Origin of the sequence: Streptomyces sp. S.PB5, from assembly GCF_030403745.1 — a bacterium.
Taxonomy (GTDB): domain Bacteria; phylum Actinomycetota; class Actinomycetes; order Streptomycetales; family Streptomycetaceae; genus Streptomyces.
Genome location: NZ_JAQMWP010000001.1, coordinates 916,034 through 935,450, shown reverse-complemented (window position 1 = coordinate 935,450; position 19,417 = coordinate 916,034). Strand labels below are relative to the sequence as shown.

Below are 19,417 nucleotides of genomic sequence, written 5' to 3'. Positions count from 1 at the left end.
CTAGAAGAGGGCGCTGTACCCATTCAGCGCCGGCTGCCCGCCCAGGTGGGCGTAGAGCACCGTGGACTCCCGCCCGATCTCCCCGCGCTCGACCAGGTCGACGAGCCCCGCCATCGACTTCCCCTCGTACACCGGGTCGGTCACCATCCCCTCGGTGCGGGCCGCGAGCCGCATCGCCGCGAGGGTGGTCTCGTCGGGGATGCCGTAGATGCCAGCGTGGTACCGCTCGTCCAGCTCGACGTCGTCGAGGGTCAACTCCCGCTTGACGCCGATGAGTTGACCGGTGGCATGGGCGATCCGGGCGATCTGCTCCCGCGTGGCGACAGGCTTCGCCGACGCGTCGACACCGAGCACCCGGCGCCGCCGACCCCCCGCCTCCTCCAGTGCGGCGAACCCGGCGACCATGCCGGCCTGGGTGGAGCCGGTCACCGAGCACACCACGATCGTGTCGAAGAAGACGCCCAAGTCCCGTTCCTGCGCGGCGACTTCGTACGCCCACCCGGCGAAGCCGAGGCCGCCGAGCGGGTGGTCGGAGGCGCCGGCCGGGATGGCGTACGGCTTGCCACCCGACTCCTCGACCTCGCGCAGCGCCTGCTCCCAGCTCTCCTTGAAGCCGATGCCGAAGCCGGCCTTCACCAGCCGTACGTCGGCCCCGGCGAGCCGGCTGATCAGGATGTTGCCGACCTTGTCGTACACGGCGTCCGGCCAGTCCACCCAACTCTCCTGCACCAGCACGCACTTGAGCCCGGCGCGGGCGGCACAGGCGGCGACCTGGCGGGTGTGGTTGGACTGGACACCGCCGATCGAGACGAGCGTGTCACAGCCCTGGGCGAGGGCGTCCGCGACCAGGTACTCCAGCTTGCGGGTCTTGTTCCCGCCGTACGCGACACCGGAGTTGCAGTCCTCCCGCTTGGCCCAGATCGCCGCGCCGCCGAGGTGGGCGGTGAGACGCTCCAGCGGGTGCACCGGTGACGGTCCGAACAGGAGCGGGTAACGGTCGTACGAGGAAAGGGACATGATGCCTCCCGGAACGGGTTCAGTCGCTGTCGGCGAGCTCGGCCAGCCCGCGCCAGATCTCGGCCGTGACCCGGACCGCCTCGGTCACGTCACCGGCCGCGCAGGCCTCGATGAGGCGTTCGTGCAGCCCGGCGGAGCGGCAGTTGCCGCCCTGGCCGAAGCGCTGTCGCTCCAGCCGGCGGATGAGCGGGGTGTAGCGGGCGGCGGTGGCGGCGGCGGCCCGGTTGCCGCTGACGCGGACGAGGACGTCGTGGAGTTCGTCGTCGGCCTGGAGAGCCGTGTCCACGTCTCCCGAGGCGACCGCCGCCGCGAAGCGTTCGTTGGCCGCGCGCATCGCCTCGACATCGGCGGCGAACAGGCGGGGTACGGCGACCCGGGTCGCGAGTTCATGCATGGCCCCCACCACGGCCGCGGCGTCCCGCACCTCACCGGCCATCAGCGGGGTCACCCGCGTGTAGCTCTGCGGCTTGCTCTCCAGCAGCCCCTCGTCGACGAGCCGGGAGAACGCCTCCCGCACCGGCGCCCGGGACAGCCCGAGCCGCTCGGCGAGATCGGCGTCGCGCACCACCGCGCCGGGTTCCAGCTCCCCGGTGACGATGGCGTCCCGGATGGATTCGTAGGCGCGGTCCCTGAGCAACGTACGCGGTATGGCCTCCACAACTGAAATGTTAGATGTCAGCCCGGCGGCCGGACAAGGCCCGGGCAAGCCTCGTTCAAGGCCCGGACAAGGGTGTGGCCCGCACTCCCCGTGAAAGTGCGGGCCACGCTTGTCACCGTTCAGGCGGTCCAGGGCCAGTCGGCGTTCCGAGCGCTCTCCAGCAACGGGACCATCCGGAAAGCCGCGTCCGAGAGGCCCCCGAAGGTGTTCCGGTTCGCCTTCCCCGACGGGCCGTGGCCCGCGCGGTAGCCGGCGAGGTTCCAGGTGTAGACCGGGACATGCGCCGGGACCTGCGAGGTCGGGTCGCCGTGGTGGCTGTACGCGTACTGCTCGTCGGTGACGATCAGCACCCGGTCCTGCCCCCGGTAGTGCGCCCGGACCGCGGAGGTGGTGTCGGTGCCGCCCAGGTCGCCGAAGCGGCCGAGGATCTTCAGCACCGACTCGCCCTTGCGGATCTTCAGACGCCGGCTGGTGGTGCCGAACTCCACCAGGTCCGCGTCCTCGGCCCGCAGCGCCAGCGCCGTACCGAAGATCGCCGCCGCGTCGGCCCGGTTGAGCTGCGAACGGTCCGACAGCCGCGCCCACATCGAGCCCGAACGGTCGACCAGGACCAGCGTCCGGCCGGGCAGCGCGGGCACGTTGGCCAGCGAGTGGCCGAGCGCCTGCTCCAGCGGGTACGACCAGCGCAGCGAGGGCGCGTGCCGGTACGCGGCGAGGTACCGGAAGGGGAACTGCCGCGACCGCGCGACCTCCGCCGGGTCACTGATCCGCGCCGCGACCTGGGCCGCGACCTCGTCGGAGACACCGGCCTGGTCGAAGTTCCGGAGGTTGCGCACGAGCGCCATCGCGCCCATGGACGGGATCACGGCCTCCCAGGCCGCCTTGTCCATCGGACCCTGCAGCCAGCCCGCCAGCGCCTCCCATGTCATCCCGGCCGCCGCGAGCCGCTCGGCGCCGCCCTCGGACGTGACGACCGCGCGCCGCTCGGCGACCGGCAGCTCCATCAGCTCACGGTGGGCGGCCAGCGTCCGGCTGGACGCGGGCGGCACCGCCGTCTCCGGGTTGTGCCGGCGGTCGAGCGCGTACTTGAACAGCTCGCCCTGCCACACCTTGTCCGGGTCCGGCGCAGCGTGCACCAGGTTGAGGATGTCGCCGAAGCGGTACCCCTTGGACGCGGTGTCGTACTTCAGCAGCGCCTTGCCGTTGTAGAGACGTCGTACGGCGTCGGCGACACCGCGCTTGACGGGCTTGGGCACGTTGCGGCCGTACGTCGCCGTCCAGTACGCGAGCAGCTCACCGGGCTCGTCCGGGCGCCGCAGCACGGAGTCGACGACCTGCCGGTTCGACGGACCGTCGGTGACACCTGCCTCCAGACGTGCGTGTACGTACTCGGCGGCGCCCACGATGGAGGCGGTACGGAGGTTGCCCTCGCCGCGCAGCCAGCCGAGCAGGCCCGCGGTCCATGCCGGGTCGGTGACGGCGAGGTCGCGGACGAGTCGCGCGAACCGGTCGTCGCGGTCGGCGCCGGACTCGTAGAAGGTCTGCTGCGAGACGAAGTTGGCGACGGCGAGCAGGAAGAGCTCGGAGCGTGCGTCCCGCTCATGGCCCCGGCCGCCCTCGTAGGTGCGCAGCACGCGGCCCGTCGAGGTGACGCGCGAGGTGGGCTGTGCCTTTGCGGCTCGCTTGTTGAATCGCGACATGGCTGAATTCCCCCGAATTCATGGACGTTTCGGAGGGAGGCGCGGCAAAAGGAGGGTGCCCGAGTTCGAAGTCGGCTGCGGTGCTTATGACTGGCGCGTCTTCCATTCCGCCACATCGACCTTGGGTCGATGACGGGATTCGAACCCGCAAGAGGGTCAGGCCCCCACCAGCTCCCGAAGTATCCGCCGCCTGCGCACCGGGCACCCACCATGAGCTGCGCCTCCCGAGTTCAAAAGACTCGCACCGGGAGGTGCATGAAGTTGTGGTGTCCAGAGTTCAGGTCGGCGGAACCGACATTAGGTGCTCTAACCCCTGAGCTACACCGGCGCGTTGTACCGGTGGCGGGACTCGAACCCGCGGCCGCCCCATTATGAGTGGAAGTAGGTCCTGCCTTCGCACCTGGACGTTCTTCACTGTAGGAGGCATGCCGCGGGACGGTCGAACGAATTAACCGGCCCGTCAGTTCTTCTTCTGCCGCTTCCAGGGGCCGGTGATGGCGAGCATGATTCCGGGCGTCTGGATGCTGGCGTAAAGGGTCCGGCCGTCGCAGGAGAAGGTGACGCCGGCGAACTCGCTGTACTCCGGCTCCTCTTCGGTGCCGATGTTGAGTTCGTTGCGGGCGATCGGGTAGGTGCGGCCGCTGTCGGTGGCGCCGAAGAGGTGCTGGATGCCCTCGCCGTCCTCGGCGATGACGAGGCCGCCGTAGGGGGAGACGGTGATGTTGTCGGGGCCGTCGAAGGCGCCGTCGACGGAGGGGTCCGGGTTGACGCCCAGCAGGACCTTGAGCGTCAGGGTGCGGCGCTTGGGGTCGTAGAACCAGACCTGGCCGTCGTGCTGGACGGGGCTCTCGGCGCGGGCGTAGGAGGAGACGATGTAGGCGCCGCCGTCGCCCCACCACATGCCCTCCAGCTTGCGGGCGCGGGTGACCTGGCCGTCGGTGAACTGCTTGCGGACGGCGACGGTCCTGGCGTCGCGGTCGGGGACGTCCACCCAGTCGACGCCGTAGACGGTGCCGATCTTCGTGGCGCGGGAGAGGTCGTCGACGAACTTGCCGCCGGAGTCGAAGCACTTGAAGGCCTGGAGGGCGCCGGCGTCGTCGGCGAGGGTGCGGAACCTGCCGCGGCCGTACTCGAAGCCCTTGGGCGGGGTCCAGCGGAAGAGCAGGCCGTTGGGCGAGGCGGCGTCCTCGGTGAGGTAGGCGTGGCCGCGCTTGGGGTCGATGACGACGGCCTCGTGGTCGTAACGGCCGAAGAACTTCAGCGGCTTGGGGTTGCGGTTGGCGCGGCGGTCGGACGGGTCGACCTCGAAGACGTAGCCGTGGTCCTTGGTCATGCCGTTGACGCCGGCCTTGTCGGAGTTCTCCTCGCAGGTGAGCCAGGTGCCCCAAGGGGTGCGGCCGCCCGCGCAGTTGGTGGAGGTGCCGGCGATGCCGACCCACTCGGCGACGCGTCCGTCGGGGCGGACCTCGACGACGGTGCAGCCGCCGGCCGCGGCGGGGTCGTAGACGAGGCCCTCGGTGAGCGGGACGGGGTACTTCCAGTTGGCGCGCGGGCCCTTCAGCTCGTGGTTGTTGACGAGGAGGGTGGTGCCGCGGGGGCCGTCGAAGGCGGCGGTGCCGTCGTGGTTGGACGGGGTGATCTCGCCCGACTCCAGCTTGGTCCTGCCGCTGTAGGTGATGACGCGGTACTTGAACCCGGCGGGCAGCGCGAGGATGCCGTCGGGGTCGGGGATCAGGGGCCCGTAGCCGACACCGCCGTGGCCGCGTGCGATGTCCGACTCCTCGCCCTCGCTCTCGATGTCGGCGGCGGCGAGCGCGTTCGGCGCGGTGGCGAGGGCGCCTACGCTGCCGGCCAGCGCGACGCCGGCGCCGGTGAGCGCGGTTTTCGCGGCGAAGTCCCTGCGGGTGAGCGACATGGTGTCTCCTGTGACGGTGTGGGGCCTGGAGGGTGGGGGACCTCGGGTCGGCGCCACCGTCCCGCCCGTGCCTGAACGCGAGCTGAACACCGGGCGACGCCCTGCGGCCCGCTTCCGTGAATCCGTACGGCCTGGCCCACGGGGACCAGGAGGCTCTCGCGCCCTGGAAATTGGTCGGACGAATCTTCGTAAAGAAGGTCATCCGGTGCGGATCATCCGTAAGCCCATGATTTACGGCGGAACGCCTTGACCGCCGGTGTCCATTGCCATAGACACCCAACTACCTGAAACACCCAGGGAGGCGAGCCGAGGTGGACGCACGTCGGGCGCGCAGCCTCCACGAGGGCCGGCTGATGGGCCTGCCCCATGTGACGGGGGTCGGGACCGGGAAGGACGAGCACTCGGGCGAGGACGTCGTCATCGTCTTCGTGACCCGTAAGGTGCCCCGGGACCGGCTCAGGGACGAGGACGTGGTTCCGGACGAGCTCGAGGGCGTACCCGTGCGCGTGCTCGCGATCGGCGAGGTCTCCGCACCGGAGTAGGCCGCGTGCCCCGGAACCGCGCCGATCCGGGAGAGAAGGTGGTCTGGCCGTGACGAGCCAGCCCGAACTGATGCGAGGGCCCACCGGCGGGCAGCTGAGCGACAGCTCACGCCGGCAGGCGTTGTCGGACTTCCTGCGGCGCGAGCAGCCGCTGGCGAACGTGGTCGGCTTCGGCCACGGCGTGAAGTGGATCGAGGGGCAACCGACCGGCGAGCAGGCCGTGTTGGTGTTCGTGACCCAGAAGGTCCCGGAGTCGATGCTGCCCGAACGGGATGTGATCCCGTATCAGATGGACGACGGCACGCCCACCGATGTGGTGGCGGTCGGCCATGTCGCGGCCCAGCGCCAGCAGCGGCAGCAGGTCCGGCGCGAGGAGCGGCGCGGGGGCCAGTACGGCGCCGACGGCAGTGTGGAGGACCAACTGGCGCGCCTCTCCCAGCCGTTGCTGGAGGAGATGGGCGGTCCGGCCGCCTTCGAGCCGCAGCTCCTGCGGCGCCGGATGCGGCCGTGCCCCTCGGGGTTCTCGGTCGGCAACGTACGGGTGACGGCGGGGACGCTCGGCAGTGTGGTGTACGACTTCCTGCCGACCGCCACGGTCGATCCGCCGGGCGCGGGTCTGGGCGTACCGTCGAAGTTCTACATCCTGTCCAACAACCACGTCCTGGCCGACTCCAACCGGGCGCAGCTGGGCAGCCCGATCCTGCAGCCGGGGGCCTTCGACGGCGGCACGGACCCGGCGGACCGGATCGCGACCCTGGAGCGGTTCATCCCGATCCAGTTCGCTCCGCAGATCCCGCTGGAGCGGCACGACAACGTGGTGGACGCGGCACTGGCCTCGGTGGACTTCCAGGACGCCACCCGCGAGCAGTACTTCAGCGGGGCGCCGCGGGCCTGGCGGCGCAGGTCCAAGGTGTCGGTCGGGGACCTGGTGAAGAAGACCGGCCGGACCACCAACATCAGCTTCGGCCGGGTCATCTCGGTCGACGCGACGATCGACGTCAACTACGGCACGGCGGGCACGGCCCGCTTCAAGGACCAGATCCTCACGACGAACATCTCGGCGGGCGGCGACTCCGGTTCGCTGGTCACCTCGCTCGACAACGTCGCGGTGGGACTGCTGTTCGCCGGGTCCTCGGTGGTGACGGTCGCCAACCACATCGAGAACGTCCGTGCGCTGCTGCGCATCGAGATCGCCGAGCAACTGGCCTGACGGTCAATCGATTCCGGATGGGAGAAGGAGTGTTCCCATGACCACCCAGGCACAGAAGAAGAAGGGCGCGAGCGCGTCCGAGCACCGCTTCCACAACGCGCAGGGCGCGGAGGTCAAGACCCGCGACGAGGCCTTCGCCACCGAGCTGGGCGTCTCCCCGGAGGCGCTGGCGACGTCGGCGAAGCTGGAGCTGCACAACGGGGCTTCGGTGACCTGGCAGGTGGAGGTCAACTACAACCCCAACACCTACCCGTACGTCGTCGTGGGCGGCCGGATCACCGGCACGATCTGCGGCGGCACCTGGGACATCACCGGCGGTTTCCTGGGCCAGACGATCCGCCTGGACGCCAAGAACGCGGGCAGCGGCGGCGGTTGTGCCGCGACGCTCACCCTGATCGGCGAGTACCAGAACCCGCCGGCGTACCGGGGGACGTACGGCTTCAACGGGGCGACGTCGTCGTTCAAGCACACGACGATCTACCACTGCTGAACCGGTGAGCGTCGCGACCCGCGCCCGGCGCGGGTCGCGACGCCCCGTCAGTTCCCTTGCTGCGAACGGGCTTTGAAGGCGGCCTTCCTGGCCTCCTTCGCGATCCGCTTGTCCGGATGCAGCCGTCCCATCGCCTCCAGCACATCCGCGGTCGCCGGATGCTCCACCCGCCAGGCCGCCGCGAAGAACCCGCTGTGCTGCTGCGCGAGCCCCTCGACCAGTGACTGGAGCTCGTCGGAGTTCCCTTCGGCGGCGAGCTGCGCGGCGACCGTGTCGATCGTCAGCCAGAAGATCATCGCCTCGGACGGCGGCGGTACGTCGGCCGCGCCCTGTTCGCTCAGCCAGACCCGGGCCAGACCTCCGAGCTCCGCGTCGTCGAGCACTTCCCGCAGGGCGGGCTCGGCGGCGGCGCCCACCAACGACAGCGCCTGCTGGCAGCGCAGCCTGCGCAGCGGCGCACCCGAGTCGCTGCCCCGGGCCGCGGCCAGCAACTCCCGTGCCGCGGCGAGGGGTTCGCGCCGGTCCAGCCACTGCTCGGTCTCGGCCTGTGCGGCGGCCGGCGGGAAGTGGGCGGTGCCGTCGAGCAGCACGTCCGCGCCCTTGTCGGCGAGGTCCCCGACCGCGGGCGCCGGGAAGCCGGCCTCGAGGAGCCGCGCCCGCAGCCCGTACAGGCCGAGCGGGGTGAGGCGGACCATGCCGTACCGGGAGACGTCGGTGTCGTCGACGGGCGCGGCGGGCTCCTCGTCGGTGTCGGCCATGAGGGCCTCGTCGACGGGCTGGTACTCGACGAGCCCGACCGGTTCCAGGAGCCGGAACTGGTCGTCGAGGCGCATCATCGCGTCGGAGACCTGCTCCAGGATGTCGTTGGTGGGTTCCCCCATGTCACTGGGGACGATCATGGACGCGGCGAGCGCGGGGAGCGGCACGGGCCCGTCGCCGGGGCCCTCCTCGTTGACGGTGAGCAGATACAGGTTGCCGAGGACCCCGTCGAGGAACTCCGCCTCGGCCTCCGGGTCCCAGTCCATGGAGGAGAGGTCGATCTCGCCGGCACCCTCTTCCGGGTTCATGGCCTCGACCAGGTCGTCGAGGTCCGGGACGCTCGCGTCCGCGAGGACCGTCTCGAGGGCCGTCCGCCATACGGCGAGCACGTCGTGCGGGGTGCCGCCGGTGAGCAGGGCGAGGTCCTCGCCCGCGGCGACGGTGCCCTCGTCCTCGTCGGTGATCTCAACGAGCCCGGTGTCGACGGCGACCCGCCAGGCCTCGCTCGTGAACGCGGCGGCGTCGTCCCCGGTCAGGCCCAGCGCCTCGGCGGCGGCGGGCAGCTGTTCCTCCAGGAGCCCGCCGCCCGCGTCGACGCGGGTGGCGGGGCCGGCCCAGCGGGCGAGCCGGGCGGCCCGGGACAACAACGGCGTGGACAGCGCGTCCCGCGCCAGCTCCGCTTCGGGGTGCAGCCGCACCGGCGGCAAGGGGGAGCTGTCTGACATCGGCTGTTTCTCCTAGAGACGCGTCGTACGACTCAGCGGCTGAACCACTCAGCCGCTCAGCCTAGACGGATTTCCACCCATGCCGCCCGGTTCATCTCGTCGTCAGGCCCCGTACCTGGCCGAAACCTTGACAAGCGGCCTGACCAGGCAGGAGATTACGCGCGTAGAAATCTGCTGGACACCTGTTCACTGTATTTTCTACGCGCGTCGCACCGCCCCACCGGTTCGGCTCCTCACACGTTTCACCCTCGTCCCGGCGCCCAAGTACGTCCCCGGAGGGATTCCGTTGCCGAGCAAGTCCTCTGCGCGCCTCGCCGCGCTCACCGTCGCCGCCGTGTGTTCCGCGGCGTCCACCATCGTCCTGACCTCTCCCGCGCACGCGGACTCCGTGGCCATCCACGACATTCAGGGCACCACGCGCATATCCCCGTACGCGGGCAAGGCCGTCACGGATGTGTCCGGAATCGTCACCGGCATCCGCACCTACGGCTCCTCCAAGGGCTTCTGGATCCAGGACCCCAACCCGGACTCCGACCCGGCCACCAGTGAGGGCGTCTTCGTCTTCACGAGCTCCGCCCCGAAGGGCGTCGCGGTCGGCGACCTCGTCAAGGTGTCCGGCACGGTCTCGGAGTTCGTCCCGGGCGGTTCCTCCTCCGGCAACCAGTCGATCACCGAGATCACCAAGCCGACCACCACGGTCGTCTCCAGCGGCAACGCCGTCCCGGCCGCGCAGGTCATCGACGCGAAGTCGGTCCCGGCCGCGTACGCCCCGGCGGGCGACAGCGCCGCGGGCAACTCGATCAACGGCCTGACCCTGGAGCCGTCGAAGTACGCCCTGGACTACTACGAGTCCCTGGAGGGCGAGAACGTCCAGGTCGCCGACGCCCGTGTGGTCGGCGCCACCGACCCGTTCACCGAGCTGTGGGTCACGGTGAAGCCGCACGAGAACGCCAACCGCCGCGGCGGCACGGTCTACGGCTCCTACGAGTCGCAGAACACCGGCCGCCTCCAGATCCAGTCCCTGGGCCCGACCTCCGCCTTCCCCGAGGCGAACGTCGGCGACGTCCTCGAGGGCGCCACCGCCGGCCCGCTGGACTTCAACCAGTTCGGCGGCTACACCCTGGTCGCCAACTCGATCGGCACGCTGAAGAGCAACGGCATCGCGCGCGAGACGACCGAGAAGCAGAAGAACGGCGAGCTCGCGGTCGCGACGTACAACGTCGAGAACCTCGACCCGTCCGACGACACCTTCGCCGCGCACGCCGCCGCGATCGTGGACAACCTCCAGTCGCCCGACATCGTGTCCCTGGAGGAGATCCAGGACAACAACGGCGCGACCAAGGACGGTACGGTCGCCGCCGACCAGACGGTCCAGAAGCTGATCGACGCGATCGTCGCCGCGGGCGGCCCGGCGTACGACTGGCGCTCCATCGACCCGGTCGACGGCGCCGACGGCGGCGAGCCGGGCGGCAACATCCGCCAGGTGTTCCTGTTCAACCCGGAGCGGGTCTCCTTCACCGACCGCGCGGGCGGCGACGCCACCACGGCCGTCGGTGTGACGAGGGAGCGCGGCAAGGCTGCCCTGACGGTCTCCCCCGGTCGCATCGCCCCGGCCGACGAGGCCTGGGCGAAGAGCCGCAAGCCGCTGGTCGGCGAGTTCGTCTTCCGCGGCCGCACGGTCTTCGTGATCGCCAACCATTTCAACTCCAAGGGCGGCGACTACGGCCTGACCTCGGCGACCCAGCCGGTGCCGCGCAGCTCGGAGGTCCAGCGCCACAAGCAGGCCGGCCTGGTCAACGCCTTCGTCAAGGACATCCTGGACACCCAGAAGAACGCGGACGTCGTCGCCCTCGGCGACATCAACGACTTCGAGTTCTCCGGCACCGCCAAGATCCTGGAGTCCGACGGCGCCCTGTGGTCGGCGATCAAGTCGCTGCCGAGGAACGAGCGTTACTCGTACGTCTACCAGGGCAACGCCCAGGTCCTGGACCAGATCCTGGTTTCCCCGTCGATCCGGCGCGGCTGCGGCTTCGAGTACGACAGCGTGCACGTCAACGCGGAGTTCAACGACCAGATCAGCGACCACGACCCGCAGGTGCTGCGCTTCAAGCCGTAACTCCTGCGGCAAGTCCCGTCGGCTCAGGGCTGGTTGAACACCCCGTTCAGCCAGCTCTGCCACTGGGCCTCGCACTCCTCGATGTCCTGCTCGGACGCGAAGTCGTGCAGGGAGATGCCGACCGGGTGACCCCAGTGGTTGCGCCCGAAGATCCGGGTGAGACTCCGGTCGGTGCGCAGCCCGATGAAGTAGGGGTCGCGGAAGTCGAGGACGGCGTCGAACGCGTCGGGCCCCTGGACCCGCACCGAGGTCCCGACTGCCACGCCCTCCCCGATCCCGAGCGCCCGCGCGACGACCTCCAGCGCGTCCGCGGCCTTCGACGCCTCAGGTCCGTCGAAGGCCGCGAAGGCGGCGGGCCGGGGCGCGAAGTGGGCCAGGTACTCCCGCAGGGTGTGCATATAGAAGTCGGTGTGCTTGGCGGCACCGTCGTACTGGTTGTCCCAGTCGTCGACGAAGATCCCGCTGTGCACGTACCGCACCCAGGCCCGGCGCCCCTCGTCGCGCGGCTCGATCGTGTAGTCGAGCTGGTTCGCGGTCTGCTCGGCGATCCCCTCGACGTCCTCGACGCGGTTGGTGTAGCGGTGCGGCGGATCCCAGACGGTGACGGTCGACCCGAAGGGCCCCTTGCCGCCGACCTTGGGCTCCGGCGGCTCCATCGGCCACAGATAGCCGTCGGTACCGGTGGTGACGGCGTCCCACACCTGCTGCGGGGTGGCGTCGACCTCGAACTCGCGGGCGATCTCGAATTCCTTGGACATGGTGGGCTCCTGGCTATTCCGACTCGGTCTTCTTGACCGTGGGGTGTACGGCTACAACGATTCGGTGGTCCCGGCCGCCCTCGGCGCCGGGTGCGTCGTACTTGCGGATGAGCGCGCTGACACCGGCCGTCAACTCCTGCACGAACGCGGCCCGTTCGGCTGCGGAGGCGAACCGCACCTCGCCGTCGAGCGCGTAAGTGGCCAGCCCCTTGCGGGCCTTGGTGGCGCCGGTGATCAACTGCCCGACGTCCCGCACGAGCCGAGCACCCAGCGCCAGCATCCAGCGCGCGGACAGCTGGTCCCGGAACCGGTCCGGGTCCGGCTGCACGGAGGCGAGCGCGAGCGGCGAGATGACGTACGACGCGGCGGTCGCCCGCATCAGCCGCTCGGTGACATTGCCCTTGCGCCGCTCCCCGGCCAGCTCGACCAGGCCGTGCCGCTCCAGCGCCTTGAGGTGATAGTTCACCTTCTGCCGGGGCAGCCCGACCTTGCCGGCGAGCATCGCCGCCGACGCGGGTCCGGCGGCGAGCTCGGCGAGCAGCCTGGCCCTTATGGGGTCCAGGGAGACGGCGGCCGCCTCAGGGTCCTCGATCACGGTCACGTCCAGCATGCGTCCACCATCTCACCGAAAACTTTTTTTGTCCAGGAGGATGGATTTTTCGGCGAGCGGACGGAGTCCCGGTGAGCGCCACCCCGGCCACGAACGTCTCACTCCGGAACGAGCCCCAGCGCATGGTCGTACCGGCTGACCGTGCTGCTCTTGAACCCCGGCCAGCCGTGGACACGCTCCCAGAGGGCGGACGGCGAGCCGATGCCGCGCCCGGGCGTGGCCATGGCGTCGATGTGGTGCTGGGCGCTCTCCCACTCCGCGTAGTTCAGCACCCGGGTGCCGTCGGTGCTCACATGGAAGTGGCCGGAGATACCGCCGGGGTGCGGGTCGGACTCGCTCTCCAGCGCCTCGAAGACGGCGTCCACCCAGGCGCGCTGCCGCTCCGGATCGGACCCCTCGAACTCGACGTCGACGATCACGATGCACCCCGGCACACGTGTGTCGCCCTCCGCGGCGGCACTGCGATAGCGCCGGTAGCGCCCGAGCCACAGCCGCTCGATGCCCGGCACGGCGGTGTCGATCTCGTCGACCCGCTCCTGCCGATGCGCCTTGACGAAGGCCTCGTACACCGCCTCGCCCGTCCACTGCGAGTGGTGCAGGAGCGTGGAGCCGTCCTCTCCGGCGTACACGTGGTACGACCGCAGCCCGGATGTCGGCCAGGGCCTGCGCTCCCACGCACGGGCGATGGCCTCGACGGTCTCCCGCTGCCGCTCGGGGGTACCCACACGCCAGGTGCTGAAGAAGGGGGCGCCGACGCGGGGGTCGGTGAGGTCGGGGTGGTGGTCGGTGCGACGGGTCATGGCGTACTCCTGCTCGGGTTCGGTGTACACCCCACCCTTCAACCTCAACCAAGATTCAGGTCAACCCCGAGATTTACGGCGGGCTTTCGGGAGACCCGCCCGGTCATGGACGAGAAGGACAGCCCCTCCGAGTTGCCCCCGCGTTCCTGGTGGGCGGTACTGCGCCGCACGGTCAAGGAGTTCCAGGACGACGAACTGTCCGACCGGGCGGCCGCGTTGACGTACTACGGCGTGCTGTCGCTGTTCCCCGCGCTGCTGGTGCTGGTGTCGCTGCTGGGGGTGGTGGGCCAGAGCGCCACCGACAAGATCCTGGACAACATCGGAGACCTGGCCCCGGGGCCGGCGCGGGACATCCTGCGGGACGCGGTGGTGCAGCTGGGCGACACGGGCGGCACGGGAAGCGTGCTGGCGATCGTCGGCCTGCTGGCGGCACTGTGGTCCGCGTCCGGATATGTCGCCGCGTTCATCCGTACGTCCAACGCGGTGTACGACCTCCCCGAGGGGCGCCCGGTGTGGAAACTGACGCCGCTCAGGCTGGTGTTGACCATAGCCCTGATGGTGATGCTCGCCGCGAGTGCCGTGATCGTGGTGTTCACGGGGCCGTTGGCGGAACGGGCCGGCACGGCGATCGGAGTGGGCGACGCGGCGATAGCGGTATGGGGCGTCGCGAAGTGGCCGGTGCTTCTGATCCTGGTCATCCTGATGATCGGCCTGCTGTACTGGGCCGCCCCCAACGTCCGCGGCCGCGGCTTCCGTTGGATCTCCCCCGGCAGCTGCCTGGCCACCCTCGTCTGGCTGGCCGCCTCCGCCGGTTTCGCCGTTTACGCGGCCAACTTCGGCTCGTACAACAAGACATACGGCACCCTCGCGGGCGCCATCGTCTTCCTGGTCTGGCTCTGGCTCTCCAACCTCGCCATCCTCCTGGGCCTGGAGTTCGACGCGGAACTGGCCCGCCAACGGGCGATCAGCGAGGGCCGCCCGCCGACGGAGGAACCGTACGTGGAGCCCCGGGACACGAGGAAGTGGCCACCGAAGTGGAGGGCGAGGCAGGGGTAGGCGTTCCGGATCTTTTCAGCCCGTCTGGGGTGCCCCCTCTGGGGGAGTTTGAGGACGAGGCGGGAGTAGGGCTTTTCAGCCTGTCCGGCGTTTGAGGACGAGGCCCTTTCGGGGCCGACAGCGGGGGTCTGGGGGCGGCAGCCCCCAGGGACGGGACGGGTAGGGGCGGCGGGGGCGAGAAAAGCCCGGCAGCACCCACCACCCACCCGACACGCAGACGCCGACCAGGCTCCCGCCCGGCCGGCGCCGCACCCCCCGCTTCCCTGCCTACTTACCGCCCGTTCCGCCGCCGCAGCACCTCCTCCGCGACCACGACCCCCACCACCGCCCCCACGACCAGCACCGGCCGCGGATGACGCAACCCCGCCTGAACGACGGTCCGCACGGGCCGCGGCACACTGTGCTCCACCGCATGCCCCGCATGACTGGCCTTGTCGTGAACGGTATGGCCGACCCCGGTCGCCCGCTCCTGAACGGCATGACCGGCCTGCGCCGCACTGCTGCGCAGCTGCACGGTCATCGCCCCGGCCTTGTCCTTGAGGTCGGCGGCCCGGGCCATCGCACGGCCCTTCACATCCGCCTTCCCCGCCAACTCCTCGACTGTGTCGCCGAGTTGTCCCCTGGTCTCTTCGATCTGCCGGCGCAGTTCCTCAGGGCTCTTGGCCCCGTCGGCCACGCCCTCGGCTGCCTTGTCCGTCATCGGTGTGCCCTTTCCCTGATCTCCTCGACATCGGCCCTGACGCTGCCGAGGGCCTCCTCGGGCGTGGGGGGTGCGGCCCGGCGCAGCTGAGCACGGCCGCGTGCGGCAAGCACCGCCGCGATCACGAACAGCACCGCCGTCACGATGAGCGCCGCGGCCCATACGGCCAGCGCCAGTGAGAGCGCGGCGGTCGCCGTACCGGCGAGGCCGAGCAACCCGGCGTACGCGAATGCTCCCGCCGCGCCGAGCAGGCCACCGCCACGACCCGCACGCCGCCCCTTCTCGGCGAGCTCGTCCTTGGCGAGGGCCACTTCCTGTCGTACGAGTCGGGAAAGCTGTTCGGTGGCTTGGCCGACGAGTTCGCCGACCGAATGATGCTGATGGGGAGCCGTGGTCCCGGTCACGGTGTCCGCCTCCTCTCGGTTCGGGACGTGCGGGTACCCAGGCGCGGCCCCGACAAGCGCGGCCACGTCGACTCCAGTGGAGGAAGCCCGGGTCGTCGCCGGGGCGACAGCGGGCGGAGATCTGAAGCTACCGAGCCGCTCTCTCAGGACGGCACCGGTCCGTCACTCCCCCGCTCCCCCAACCTCGCCAACTGCGTCTGGAACCAATCCAGCCGCGCCTGCAACAGCGCCGCCTCCGCCGCCAGTTCAGGTACGCCGAGGCCATCCGCCCCCGCATCCGCCGCCACGTCCGCCACCGTCGCCGCACGCCCCGCCACCACCCGCAGCCCCTCCCCCGCCAGCCGTGCGAAGGAGGCGAGGGAGACGGACGTACGGCCCCGCAGGCACCCCGCGCAGCTGGGGGCGAGGGCGCGCCAGCCGGGGCGTCCCCACCCGGCGTCAGCGAGGGCCGTCGACACCGTGCCGCAGCCGCACGGGCCGACGGTGGCGACGCGGATCCGCTGCCGGGCGTAGCGGTAGCCGAGTTCGAAGCGGAGGTAGCGGCCGATCACCGAGACCTCCAGCAGCACGGCCGCCCGGTGCTCGGCCGTGCACAGCAGGGCCTCGGCCGTCGAGCGGTCGTGCACACAGTGGAAGCCGCAGTCGCAGCGGCGGTGCGGTGCCTTGTGCCGCAGCCCGTAGACGCAGGACGCGTCGGCCAGGACTCCGTACGGCAGCGCGCCGCCCAGCGACACACCGGTGAACCCGGCCCGGGTGCCGTCGTGGGACAGCACCGGGTGGGCGATCTTGTATCCGGTCGGCGGCTCCGTCGGGCGTTCCTCCGGAAGCCGCAGCCTCATCGGGCGGCCGGGACCTCTTCGGGCGCCGTCAGTTCCCCGATCTCCGCGGGAAGTTCGAGTTCGGGTTCTTCCTCGTACGCCTGCGGCCGCTCCTCCGCGACTCCGGTGGCGAGTGCTTTGCCGAGCTTCATGACGCCTCCCATGACCAGGGGCCGATGACCGTCCTGGCCATGGTGACCCATGAGGTACCGGTTTGGACATAGGGCCTGGCGGCCCGCCCGACGCCACCCACCTCTCAGAATCCCTTATCGATATCTCGTAGAAGAATTAAGTGGAGCTTCACGATGACCCCGCCGAGACTACCCCCATGACGTACTCTTCCCCTCCCTTCGGCCGCGCCCTCTGCGCCATGATCACGCCCTTCACCGACGCCGGCGCCCTGGACCTCGACGGCGCGCAGCGGCTCGCCGAGCGGCTGGTGGGCGAGGGCTGCGACGGGCTCGTGCTCTCCGGTACGACGGGCGAGTCGCCGACGACGACGGACGCCGAGAAGGCGGACCTCGTGCGGGCGGTACGGGAGGCGGTGGGTGGGCGGGCATCGATCCTGGCAGGCGTCGGCACCTCCGACACCCGGCACACCGTCGAACTCGCCCTGGAGGCCGAAAAGGCGGGCGCGGACGGCCTGTTGGTGGTCAGCCCGTACTACAGCAAGCCCCCGCAGGAGGCGATCGAGGCCCACTTCCGCCAGATCGCGGACTCCACCGGAGTGCCGATCACGCTCTACGACATCCCGGGCCGCACCGGCACCCGTATCGAGCCCGACACCCTGATCCGTCTCGCCGAACACCCGAGGATCGTGGCGGTGAAGGACTGCTCCTACGACTTTCTCGCGGCCCAGAAGGTCATCTCCCGCACGGAGTTGGCGTACTACGCGGGCTGCGACGAGCACATCCTCGCGCTGTACGCGGTCGGCGGGGCGGGGTACGTGAGCACCGTCGCGAACATCGCACCCGCCCGACTTCGCGCGGTCCTGGACGCGTTCGACGCGGGCGACACGACGGGGGCCGCCCGTCTCCAGCAACGCGCCATGCTTCTCATCGAGTTGATGATGTCGGCAGGCCTGCCCGGCACGGTCACCGCGAAGGCCCTCCTCAACGACCTGGGCCTGCCCGCGGGCCCGGTCCGCGCGCCCCTGCTTCCGGCGACACCGGAGACAACAGCCGAACTGCTCGCCGCGTACGAAGAGTTGACCGCCTGACGCCGCAAGGTCAGGAAGCGGACCGGTAGCACTCCACGACGGAGTGGGCGTTGTGGACGTCCAGCAGCCGGTCCACGGCCCCGCTGCCGTACATCTTCCCGCACACACCGGAGAGCGATATGCCCGAGCCGTCCGCGTACGTGTAGCCGTAGGCGCGCGGGTCGGTGTTCTCGTGGTAGACGACCGCGCGACCGGTCTGCTCCTCCAGCACCTGCACGGAGAGCTGGAAGGAACCGAGAAGCTGCGCACCGGCGATACAGCCCCAGGAGCGGGGGTTGTGGAAGTCGCCCAGCCGGTCCACGTTCGGCTGTGCGTCCGGGAACTCGAAGTCGCACACCTCCGTGACGGTGCCGAAGGGTCGGTCCACGCCCACGCAGCCCACGTCGTACGCGTTCTGTCCGAAGCGGGCGGCGGCGCCGAACTTCCGGCCGCAGAAGTCGTTCCAGCGTGCCTCGGAGAGGGTGTTCAGCTCGGTGCGGGCCGGGGGAGGCAGCGGGTCGGGCGGCTGTGGAGGGTCGTCATCGTCCGGCACGTCCGGCGGCTGGACGACGGTGGTCGTGTCGGTCACCGGGTCCCGCGGCACGGAGGTCGTGCCGGTGGTCGTCTCCTGTCGTGGCGCGGCCGGAGATGTTCCGGTCGTCGGGCCGCCCTGCGTCTCGGTAGGGCCGGGCACCCCCTGCTGAAGCCGAGGGTCCGCCGTCTGCGTGAGCGCCGGTTCGGCCCTCACAGGCGCCTGCGCCACCGACCCCCCTCCGCGAGGTTCCTCGAACGGCAGGCGTACGCCGAAGAGGCCGAGGCCGCCGAGCAGGGCGAGCAGCAGGAGCCCCACGACCACCGTTGCGGCCACTGGGACGCCGACGAGCGGCTCGCGGTCGTCGAGGGCGCGGAGTTCGGCGATCCGTACGTCGACATCGGGGTACGGCGGCAGCCGGTCCGGCCAGTACACGTGCTGCGGCTCGGACGGTCCGAGGAAGCTCAGTTCCTGGACGATCCGACCGCCGCGAGCGGGCTCCCGGGGCGCTCCGTGCGCCCCGAGGAGGGCCAGGACATCGATCAACGCCTGCTTGTCGCCGGTCAGTCGGACGGAGATCGCGTCGGCGTCCAGCACCCGCCGGCCCACCGTCGCCCGCCGGGTCACGCCGGCGATCAACCAGGGCACCCCGCAGAACACCAGGAGACAGAGCGCGGCGAGGTGGAGAGCGACCCCGATGGCCTTGGTGATCAGGAAGACGCTGCCCTTCGTGACGAGGTAGTCGTCCTGGGTCTGCCCGTCGTACCGATGGATCCGGTCGGCCGCCTCGGAGGCCGAACCCCGCAAGCTCCTCCCCGAGACATGCAGACCGGTCACCAGCCGTCGAGCGAGGTGGGCGGCGAACAGCGCCCACCCCAGCAGGCAGTACGACAGCCGGGTCAGCGTGGCGCCGCGCCCCGCCAGTGTGGCCAGTTCGTGCGCGGTGATCGCCTCCAGACGGGCCTCGTCGTCCCCGCAGAGTTCGACGAGGCCCGAGCTGAAGACGACGGTGGCGCCGGCGCCGTACCCGCAGACGAACGCGTACGGCGTCTCCTCGGCGACCACCCGCACCCGGGGCACCCGCATCCCGAGCAGCGGCGCCAGTCGTCCGACGGCCTCCGTCGGACGCCGGCGCCACTCCCCGTCCTCGGCGGCCTCGACGGCGCCGGACACCTGGGCCTGCACCACGACGCAGGTCACCGCGACGGCACAGCCGACCATCACCAGGATGACGAGCCCGGCCTTGCCGAAACCGGCGACCCCCGCCACGACGGTGGCGATCAGCCCGGCGTCGAGCAGCGCCACGCAGACCACCACACCGACCAGCAGGTGATGGCGGACCCGCTGCCCTGCCACATGGGCACTCGCCCCGGCAATGGCCGCATCCCGCCCGGCCGTCGGCCCTGTCG

The 19,417-nt window shown here is 70.7% G+C and carries 19 protein-coding genes; 6 read left to right on the top strand and 13 right to left on the bottom strand.

Annotated features, from left to right (window positions below; all coding sequences use genetic code 11):
• The 4 genes from PH203_RS04230 to PH203_RS04215 all read right to left on the bottom strand — a co-directional run bounded on the left by PH203_RS04230 (position 1) and on the right by PH203_RS04215 (position 5,290).
• Positions 1 to 1,017 (bottom strand): 1-aminocyclopropane-1-carboxylate deaminase, encoded by a 1,017-nt coding sequence (locus tag PH203_RS04230; protein WP_289916251.1) that lies wholly within the window; start codon positions 1,015 to 1,017, stop codon positions 1 to 3.
• Between the two features lie 19 nt (positions 1,018 to 1,036).
• Positions 1,037 to 1,684: a GntR family transcriptional regulator gene (locus PH203_RS04225; protein WP_289916639.1), complete on the bottom strand. Its 648-nt coding sequence runs from the start codon at positions 1,682 to 1,684 to the stop codon at positions 1,037 to 1,039.
• A 110-nt stretch (positions 1,685 to 1,794) separates the two neighbouring features.
• Complete coding sequence (locus PH203_RS04220; protein ID WP_289916249.1) at positions 1,795 to 3,375, bottom strand: TROVE domain-containing protein; 1,581 nt, start codon at positions 3,373 to 3,375, stop codon at positions 1,795 to 1,797.
• Positions 3,376 to 3,835: 460 nt separating this feature from the next.
• Positions 3,836 to 5,290 carry an alkaline phosphatase PhoX gene (locus PH203_RS04215; protein WP_289916248.1) on the bottom strand — a complete coding sequence of 485 codons (1,455 nt, stop codon included), beginning with the start codon at positions 5,288 to 5,290 and terminating at the stop codon, positions 3,836 to 3,838.
• Positions 5,291 to 5,601: 311 nt separating this feature from the next.
• Between PH203_RS04215 and PH203_RS04210 the strand changes: the two genes are divergently transcribed.
• The 3 genes from PH203_RS04210 to PH203_RS04200 are packed head-to-tail and all read left to right on the top strand — an operon-like array spanning position 5,602 to position 7,532.
• Positions 5,602 to 5,832: a hypothetical protein gene (locus PH203_RS04210; protein ID WP_289916244.1), complete on the top strand. Its 231-nt coding sequence runs from the start codon at positions 5,602 to 5,604 to the stop codon at positions 5,830 to 5,832.
• A gap of 49 nt (positions 5,833 to 5,881) precedes the next feature.
• Positions 5,882 to 7,042: a hypothetical protein gene (locus tag PH203_RS04205; RefSeq protein ID WP_289916242.1), complete on the top strand. Its 1,161-nt coding sequence runs from the start codon at positions 5,882 to 5,884 to the stop codon at positions 7,040 to 7,042.
• A gap of 37 nt (positions 7,043 to 7,079) precedes the next feature.
• Complete coding sequence (locus PH203_RS04200; protein WP_289916239.1) at positions 7,080 to 7,532, top strand: hypothetical protein; 453 nt, start codon at positions 7,080 to 7,082, stop codon at positions 7,530 to 7,532.
• Positions 7,533 to 7,579: 47 nt separating this feature from the next.
• Here PH203_RS04200 and PH203_RS04195 read toward each other — a convergent pair whose 3' ends face one another.
• On the bottom strand, positions 7,580 to 9,016 hold the full coding sequence (locus PH203_RS04195; RefSeq protein WP_289916236.1) for a hypothetical protein: 1,437 nt from the start codon (positions 9,014 to 9,016) through the stop codon (positions 7,580 to 7,582).
• Positions 9,017 to 9,302: 286 nt separating this feature from the next.
• Between PH203_RS04195 and PH203_RS04190 the strand changes: the two genes are divergently transcribed.
• Positions 9,303 to 11,132, top strand: coding sequence for an endonuclease/exonuclease/phosphatase family protein (locus tag PH203_RS04190; RefSeq protein ID WP_289916235.1), 1,830 nt, complete (start codon positions 9,303 to 9,305; stop codon positions 11,130 to 11,132).
• Between the two features lie 23 nt (positions 11,133 to 11,155).
• On the opposite strand, the gene PH203_RS04185 is transcribed toward PH203_RS04190, so the two are convergent.
• From PH203_RS04185 to PH203_RS04175, 3 genes are all read right to left on the bottom strand, one after another.
• On the bottom strand, positions 11,156 to 11,890 hold the full coding sequence (locus PH203_RS04185) for an SRPBCC domain-containing protein (protein ID WP_289916233.1): 735 nt from the start codon (positions 11,888 to 11,890) through the stop codon (positions 11,156 to 11,158).
• 13 nt (positions 11,891 to 11,903) lie between these two features.
• Positions 11,904 to 12,500: a helix-turn-helix domain-containing protein gene (locus PH203_RS04180; protein ID WP_289916231.1), complete on the bottom strand. Its 597-nt coding sequence runs from the start codon at positions 12,498 to 12,500 to the stop codon at positions 11,904 to 11,906.
• A 98-nt stretch (positions 12,501 to 12,598) separates the two neighbouring features.
• Positions 12,599 to 13,300 (bottom strand): antibiotic biosynthesis monooxygenase, encoded by a 702-nt coding sequence (locus PH203_RS04175; protein WP_289916229.1) that lies wholly within the window; start codon positions 13,298 to 13,300, stop codon positions 12,599 to 12,601.
• A gap of 105 nt (positions 13,301 to 13,405) precedes the next feature.
• On the opposite strand from PH203_RS04175, the gene PH203_RS04170 reads away from it, so the two are divergent.
• A complete protein-coding gene (locus PH203_RS04170) occupies positions 13,406 to 14,356 on the top strand; it encodes a YihY/virulence factor BrkB family protein (RefSeq protein ID WP_289916227.1) in 951 nt (316 codons plus the stop codon).
• Positions 14,357 to 14,627: 271 nt separating this feature from the next.
• Here PH203_RS04170 and PH203_RS04165 read toward each other — a convergent pair whose 3' ends face one another.
• The 4 genes from PH203_RS04165 to PH203_RS04150 all read right to left on the bottom strand — a co-directional run bounded on the left by PH203_RS04165 (position 14,628) and on the right by PH203_RS04150 (position 16,430).
• Positions 14,628 to 15,056, bottom strand: coding sequence for a DUF3618 domain-containing protein (locus PH203_RS04165; protein ID WP_289916225.1), 429 nt, complete (start codon positions 15,054 to 15,056; stop codon positions 14,628 to 14,630).
• The gene (locus PH203_RS04160; RefSeq protein ID WP_289916223.1) at positions 15,053 to 15,460 is read right to left on the bottom strand and encodes a phage holin family protein; all 408 of its coding nucleotides are present in this window, start codon (positions 15,458 to 15,460) and stop codon (positions 15,053 to 15,055) included. Before PH203_RS04160 ends, PH203_RS04165 begins: the two co-directional genes overlap by 4 nt.
• A gap of 143 nt (positions 15,461 to 15,603) precedes the next feature.
• Positions 15,604 to 16,299: a hypothetical protein gene (locus tag PH203_RS04155; protein ID WP_289916221.1), complete on the bottom strand. Its 696-nt coding sequence runs from the start codon at positions 16,297 to 16,299 to the stop codon at positions 15,604 to 15,606.
• Positions 16,296 to 16,430 carry a hypothetical protein gene (locus PH203_RS04150; RefSeq protein WP_289916219.1) on the bottom strand — a complete coding sequence of 45 codons (135 nt, stop codon included), beginning with the start codon at positions 16,428 to 16,430 and terminating at the stop codon, positions 16,296 to 16,298. Before PH203_RS04150 ends, PH203_RS04155 begins: the two co-directional genes overlap by 4 nt.
• Before the next feature lie 176 nt (positions 16,431 to 16,606).
• Here PH203_RS04150 and dapA point away from each other — a divergent pair, with 176 nt between their 5' ends.
• Entirely contained in the window at positions 16,607 to 17,497 is an 891-nt protein-coding gene (gene dapA / locus PH203_RS04145) for a 4-hydroxy-tetrahydrodipicolinate synthase (RefSeq protein WP_289916216.1), read from the top strand.
• Between the two features lie 10 nt (positions 17,498 to 17,507).
• On the opposite strand, the gene PH203_RS04140 is transcribed toward dapA, so the two are convergent.
• Positions 17,508 to 19,364 carry a M56 family metallopeptidase gene (locus tag PH203_RS04140; RefSeq protein ID WP_289916214.1) on the bottom strand — a complete coding sequence of 619 codons (1,857 nt, stop codon included), beginning with the start codon at positions 19,362 to 19,364 and terminating at the stop codon, positions 17,508 to 17,510.
• Between the last annotated feature and the right edge of the window lie 53 nt (positions 19,365 to 19,417).